The following is a 5853-nucleotide window of genomic DNA, read 5'->3' as shown; positions in this document are numbered from 1 at the left end:
TTCCCGACCTGAAAACCCTGGTCGCGCTCACCCCCGCCGCGCTTGCGGGCAGCATCGGGCAGGTGAAAGCCGACGCGGTGCTCGCCTATCTGCGTCGCCACCCCGATCAGGTGATGCAACAAGCCCCAAGCCCGCTCGCCGTGGCGCGCGCCAAGCTTGCGCAAAGCCTCGCCGCGTTCCAGCGCGGCGACCGGCGCGCTGCAAAGGAACTGGCGCTGTCCGCCTACCTCGACGGGTTCGAGCCGATCGAACCGACGCTCTCGGCGCGCGACCCGAACCTCATGTCCCGGATCGAAGGCGCGATGGGAGAATATCGCGCCGCTGTGGAGAGCAGCACGTCAGCCGATGACGTGACCGAACGAGTGGCAGTGCTGGGCGGCCTGTTCGATGATGCCGAGGCCGCGCTCGCGCCCGACGCCGCGACGCAGGCGTCCACCTTCTTGGGAGCCTTCACGATCCTGCTGCGCGAAGGGCTGGAAGCTCTCTTGATCGTGGTGGCCATGATTGCGTTCCTCCGCAAAGCGGAGCGGCCGGAAGCCATGCGCTATGTGCATGGTGGCTGGGTCGGCGCGCTCGTCGCCGGCGGGATTACCTGGGCGGTTGCCACCTATGCGATCGGTATAAGCGGCGCGAGCCGGGAACTGACGGAAGGGTTCGGCTCGCTGTTCGCGGCCGTGGTCCTGCTCTCGGTCGGAATCTGGATGCACGGCAAGGCACAAGCTGATCAATGGCAACGCTATATCCGCGAGAAAATGTCACGGGCGCTATCGGGCGGGTCGGGATGGTTCCTGTTCGGGCTCGCATTCCTGGTTGTCTATCGGGAGGTATTCGAGACGATCCTTTTCTACGCCGCGCTCTCGACACAGGGGAACACCGCGATGCTGCTGGCCGGGGCCGGCGCAGCGATCAGCCTTCTCGCCGTCATCGCCTGGGCAATGCTCCGCTACAGCCGGACGCTGCCGATTACGCAGTTCTTCCGCTACAGCTCATGGCTGATGGCCGCTCTGACGGTCGTGCTGGCCGGTAAGGGAGTCGCTGCTCTCCAAGAGGCGGGGATCATCGACATAGCGCCGCTCGCCAGCGTGCCACGTATCTCGATGTTGGGCCTGTTCCCGACATTTCAGTCGGTGCTGGCACAACTCCTGATGCTTGCCGCGATCATGATCGGGTTCGCCTGGAACCGCCGCGCCAAGCCGCGGACGGGCGGGCCGCTAGCCTAGCGGCAGGGCAGGTGACGCCCCTCTCTAAAGCGTTGCTGCCAACCCTGACCGTGCATCGCACCGTCTCACGCGCCTTGGCTCGCAATGTAACGGGAGGGCGGCGGGGAAAGCGCCGCCCTCGGGCCATTTACGCGGCCATCTTGTCGCAAGCGTCGGCGCACTTGCGACACGCGGCGACGCAATCCTCCATGCCGTCCAGCCCTTCGCAGCTCGACGCGCACGCCCGGCAAATCTCGGCGCACTCGCGGCAGATATGCCGGTGGTGCTCGGACTTGCGCGCCATGAAGTCGATCGCGACACTGCAAATCTGAGCACAGTCCAGCATCAGCTTCATGTGCTGAGGCTCGGCGTGTCGCCCGCCCGCCTCCAGGCAGTGATTCATCGCCATGTGAAGGCAGGTGATGTGGCATTCATGGCAGGCGTCCATGCACGCCTTCATCTCGGGATCGATCTGATGCATTGTCTTTCCTTCCATATGCGCCCCCCTCCCCTTGTATATACGCGGTTCTTGGCGCTTTCCCTCGCCGGGGTCGGGACTTCACCGTCCTTGCGGCTCGGACCATGGTCCAAGGTCAACCCTTTTCTTTAGCGCAACGCAGACTCACATGTTCCACTCCGATCGCAAGATCGTCCAGGATCGGGCAATCCGGTCGATCTCCGCCCGCGCAGCGACGCGCCAGATCTTCGAGCGACTTGCGCATCGCTCGGAGCTCGTGCTCCTTGCGCTCCATCTCCGCGGCTCGTGCAAGCGCGAGGGCCTTGACCTCACCACTCGCCCGATCGCCGTCCTGCCACAGCGCGACGAGCTGGCCGATCTCCGAAATTGGAAAGCCCAGATCGCGTGCGCGGCCGATGAAGCGCAACATGTGGACTTCGCGTTCGTCATAGTCGCGGTAGCCGGAATCACGCCGCGTGGCCTTCGGAATGAGGCCGATCGCCTCATAATGGCGGATCATCCGCTGGCTGACGCCCGAAGCTTTGGCCGCCTGTCCTATATTCACGTATCGCCTCCTCAAGCCGCTGTCGGACGCCAACGGCGAAGCGTCAGAGCATTGGCGACGACGCTGACACTCGACAGCGCCATCGCCGCGCCGGCGATCACCGGGCTTAGATACCCGAACGCTGCCAGCGGGATGCCGACCAGGTTGTAGATGAACGCCCAGAACAGCCCCTGGCGGATCTTGGAATATGTCCGTTTGGAGATGTCGATCGCGTCCGCGACCAGGCGCGGATCGCCCCGCATCAGCGTGATGCCCGCTGCGTGCATCGCAACGTCTGTTCCGGTTGACATGGCGATGCCGACATCTGCTGCAGCGAGGGCAGGGGCGTCGTTGACGCCGTCCCCGACCATCGCGACCGTGCGGTCCCCGCCCCGCAATGCTGCTACCGCATCCGACTTTCCTTCCGGCAGGACATTGGCAACGAAATCGTCGATGCCGAGCTTGGCCGCCGCTGCGCGGGCGCTTCCCGCATTGTCTCCGGTCAGCATCACGCTGCGTATGCCACGGCCATGCAGCGCCGCCACGGCAGCAGCGGCGGAAGCCTTGACCTCGTCGCCGAACGCCAGAAGGCCGAGAAGGCGGCGTTCGGGCGCGCGTTCCGCGACCCAGGAGACCGTCCGTCCCTCGGCTTCCAGCCTGGCCGCCTCACTCGCCAGCGGTGTCATCACGATAGCTTCGTCGTCCATCAAGCGCGTGCTGCCGAGGATCAGGTTGCGGCCGTTGACGTCTGCAGCAACCCCGCGGCCGGGCAGGCCGCGCATCCCGTTGGCGCGGGCGGGTTCGACGCCTTCCGAGCTGGCCCACGCCAAGACGGCCCGGGCGAGCGGATGCTCGCTTCCAGCCTGAAGCGCCGCGGCGAGCGCGATCAGCTCGGCGCGTTCGGCCCCCTCGGCCGGCAGTGCGGCCAGCAGCGAGGGCTTGCCCTCGGTCAGCGTGCCGGTCTTGTCGAACGCGACGATGTTGATGCGGTGCGCGGTCTCCAGCGCCTCCGCGTCCTTGATGAGGACACCGGCCCGCGCGGCAACGCCCGTGCCGGCCATGATCGCGGTCGGCGTGGCCAGGCCGAGCGCGCACGGACAGGCGATGACGAGCACCGCGACCGCGTTCAGGATCGCGACTTCCACTCCGGCGCCGGCGATCAGCCAGCCGGCGAGGGTCAGCGCGGCTATGACGAGGACGATTGGCACGAACACGGCGCTGACCTTGTCGACGAGCCGCTGGATCGGAGCCTTGGCGCCCTGCGCGCTTTCGACAAGGCGCACGATGCGAGCGAGGGTGGTCTCAGCCCCCACCGCCGTCGTCTCGACCAGGATGAGGCCGTCCGCGTTGATCGATCCGCCGGTCACTGGGTCTCCAGCGGCCTTGGCGACCGGAAGGCTCTCTCCGGTGAGCATGGATTCATCGACATGGGTTGCTCCCTCGATCAGTCGTCCATCGACGGGGATGCGCTCGCCGGGCCGGACGCGGACGCGGTCACCCGAGCGCACCTCCGCCAGGGCAATCTCTCGTTCGCTGCCGTCGGTGCCGACAACGCGAGCCTGGTCGGGCCGCAGCGCCATCAGCGCGCGGATCGCCTCTCCGGTCTGACGCTTGGCGCGGCCTTCGAGCCATTTGCCGAGCAGGATAAGGGTGATGACGACGGCCGAAGCCTCGAAGTAATAATGCGCATCCATGCCGTGCATCGGCGCGAACAGCAGCTGGTAGAGGCTGAGCCCGTAGGCGGCCGATGTGCCGATCGCGACCAACAGGTCCATGTTGCCGGTTCGGGCGCGCGCGGCCTTCCAACCCGCGCGATAGAAGCGCGCGCCCAGCCAGAACTGCACGGGCGTCGCGAGCAGCAGCTGGATCCAGCCCGGCACCGCCACCTCGATACCGAACGGGGCCAGCAGCATCGGAACGACCAGCGGCAGCGACAGCGCCGCGGCGATCAGCACGTGGCGGAGCTCTCTTGTTGCGGCTGCGTCGCGGCGGGCGTCCTCGGCGCTTCGTTCCGCCTCCGCCGATCCGGTGCGCGCGAATGCGGTGTAACCAGCGCTTTCGACGGCCTCGACCAAGACATAAGTGGGGACGCCACCCACCGTTTCGATCCGCGCCGTCTCGGCTGCCAGGTTGACACTCGCGGAGCGGACGCCGGGCACTTTCAGCAGCGCCTTCTCGACCCGGCCGACACATGAGGCGCAGGTCATGCCCGTGATCGTCAACTCGGTCGTTTGCGTCAACGGGGTGTAGCCCGCCGCAAGAACCGCATCGGCTACGGCAGCGACATCGGATCGTCCATCGACGAACTCGACGTTCGCGCGCTCCGTCGCGAGATTGACCGAGACGCCGGCGACGCCCGGCACCCCGGCGATGGCGCGCTCCACCCGCCCGACACACGTCGCGCAGGTCATGCCATCGATGGCCAGCGACAGCCTGTCTTCGCTTCTCGCCTGTGTCTGCATTGGCAGCTGCGCCGGGGCGCTCATGGTCGTCTCCACTACTGAGTCGATGGCCTTATCGTCCCTCACATCGTGTCAAGGTCAACAGCTAAATACACCCCTTGACCCTGACACAGTGTCAAACCCCACATCTGCTTCATCCACCTCATGGAAGAACGAAGATGATCGATTTCAAAGTTCAGGGAATGACCTGCGGAGGCTGTGCGCGCGGTGTGACCAGCGCGCTTCAGCGCGTCGATGCCAAGGCCGTCGTCAACGTCGACTTGGCGAGCAAGACCGTTTCGGTAAACTCGACGGCCGATGTACAGCAACTCAAGCGGGCCATAGAGAAGGCCGGCTTCGCGGTGACGCAATAGAGAGCCCTATTTTGCCTGAGGGCTTTCGGGGCGGGCGCGTAAAAGGATTGTGCGTTGATCCGCACGCGCCCGCCTCGCGATCATAAGTGCACCGGCCTGAAACGGTCATGACACCGGCTGAAGCCTCAAAAGTCCGCGTTGTTACTTTATGGGGCGGGCGCGACCTTGACGGTGCATCGCACCGTCTCACGGGCTTTCGCAGCAGCTTCTACGCACCTTTCAATCGCTTCGCGATTAACCGTCACGATTCTGTCGGCCGCGACGATCCCACGGAACGCGGTCGGGCTGGCGCTCTGCATTAGGCGCTGCCCTGCTTCCCAACGTGGTAGGCCGAGCGTTCACGCCGCGATGCGCTGCGCCATCTGCTTGGGCGTCATCGCCATGACCGGGGCTTTGGAAAGAATATGGACAACATGGTCGATGCGGCCGGTCGCCGTGTCCACGCCCTGCTGAAGCACGCCAAGCGCCTTGCTGTAGTCGGGCACGTTGATCGCGCGGCGCGCTCGGCCGCCAAGCCCTCCACGGCACGGCGTAGCAATGCCAGCTCACGGTCCTGACCTTCTATCGCGGCACGCAACCGGTCGAACGCGCGGGCCTGGTCCTGCTCGGGCCGGGCATGGTCGCCCGCCATGTCCCTTGCCCCGGTCGCGCGACAGGGCGCGGACGAGCTGGCGCTGGTCGGCGAAGTCGCGCGGCCGTAATGGAGATGCACGTCGTCGCGATGCCGCGACATGCCGACATAGGCGCTGTGCCGGTCCATGCCGGGGGTGGCGAGGACAGGGGCGCGATCGACCGTCACCCCCTGCGATTTATGGATGGTGGCGGCATAGCCATGATC

At 66.0% G+C, this 5853-nt stretch carries 7 protein-coding genes and 1 pseudogene; 2 read left to right on the top strand and 6 right to left on the bottom strand.

Annotated elements, in window-relative coordinates; all coding sequences use genetic code 11:
• Positions 1 to 1220 (top strand): FTR1 family iron permease (locus AX685_RS08780; protein WP_197418536.1); only part of this gene is annotated, 1220 nt, incomplete at its 5' end.
• 127 nt (positions 1221 to 1347) lie between these two features.
• Here AX685_RS08780 and AX685_RS08775 read toward each other — a convergent pair.
• From AX685_RS08775 to AX685_RS08765, 3 genes are all read right to left on the bottom strand, one after another.
• Complete coding sequence (locus AX685_RS08775; RefSeq protein WP_046985870.1) at positions 1348 to 1680, bottom strand: four-helix bundle copper-binding protein; 333 nt, start codon at positions 1678 to 1680, stop codon at positions 1348 to 1350.
• A 112-nt stretch (positions 1681 to 1792) separates the two neighbouring features.
• Positions 1793 to 2221 carry a Cu(I)-responsive transcriptional regulator gene (gene cueR, locus AX685_RS08770; RefSeq protein ID WP_082731082.1) on the bottom strand — a complete coding sequence of 143 codons (429 nt, stop codon included), beginning with the start codon at positions 2219 to 2221 and terminating at the stop codon, positions 1793 to 1795.
• 11 nt (positions 2222 to 2232) lie between these two features.
• On the bottom strand, positions 2233 to 4686 hold the full coding sequence (locus AX685_RS08765; protein ID WP_269430554.1) for a heavy metal translocating P-type ATPase: 2454 nt from the start codon (positions 4684 to 4686) through the stop codon (positions 2233 to 2235).
• 134 nt (positions 4687 to 4820) lie between these two features.
• On the opposite strand from AX685_RS08765, the gene AX685_RS08760 reads away from it, so the two are divergent.
• Complete coding sequence (locus AX685_RS08760) at positions 4821 to 5015, top strand: heavy-metal-associated domain-containing protein (protein WP_007407007.1); 195 nt, start codon at positions 4821 to 4823, stop codon at positions 5013 to 5015.
• 146 nt (positions 5016 to 5161) lie between these two features.
• On the opposite strand, the gene AX685_RS23100 is transcribed toward AX685_RS08760, so the two are convergent.
• The 3 genes and pseudogenes from AX685_RS23100 to AX685_RS23090 form a co-directional block, all read right to left on the bottom strand.
• Positions 5162 to 5314, bottom strand: a complete 153-nt coding sequence (locus tag AX685_RS23100) for a DUF6118 family protein (RefSeq protein WP_007407005.1) — start codon at positions 5312 to 5314, stop codon at positions 5162 to 5164.
• 39 nt (positions 5315 to 5353) lie between these two features.
• Entirely contained in the window at positions 5354 to 5500 is a 147-nt protein-coding gene (locus AX685_RS23095; RefSeq protein ID WP_205499316.1) for a hypothetical protein, read from the bottom strand.
• A 133-nt stretch (positions 5501 to 5633) separates the two neighbouring features.
• A pseudogene (locus tag AX685_RS23090) lies at positions 5634 to 5853 on the bottom strand (hypothetical protein); the annotation flags it as partial.

Origin of the sequence: Sphingomonas sp. CCH9-F2, assembly GCF_001556735.1 — a bacterium.
Taxonomy (GTDB): domain Bacteria; phylum Pseudomonadota; class Alphaproteobacteria; order Sphingomonadales; family Sphingomonadaceae; genus Sphingomonas; species Sphingomonas ginsenosidimutans.
The sequence above is the reverse complement of the archived record's forward strand: the minus strand, read 5'-3'. Positions and strand labels throughout refer to the sequence as shown.

Coding starts and splice junctions, on each gene's coding strand:
- AX685_RS08775 (WP_046985870.1), bottom strand. CDS start 1,680: ATGCATCAGATCGATCCCGAGATGAAGGCGTGCATGGACGCCTGCCAT.
- AX685_RS08765 (WP_269430554.1), bottom strand. CDS start 4,686: ATGAGCGCCCCGGCGCAGCTGCCAATGCAGACACAGGCGAGAAGCGAA.
- AX685_RS08760 (WP_007407007.1), top strand. CDS start 4,821: ATGATCGATTTCAAAGTTCAGGGAATGACCTGCGGAGGCTGTGCGCGC.
- AX685_RS23100 (WP_007407005.1), bottom strand. CDS start 5,314: ATGCAGAGCGCCAGCCCGACCGCGTTCCGTGGGATCGTCGCGGCCGAC.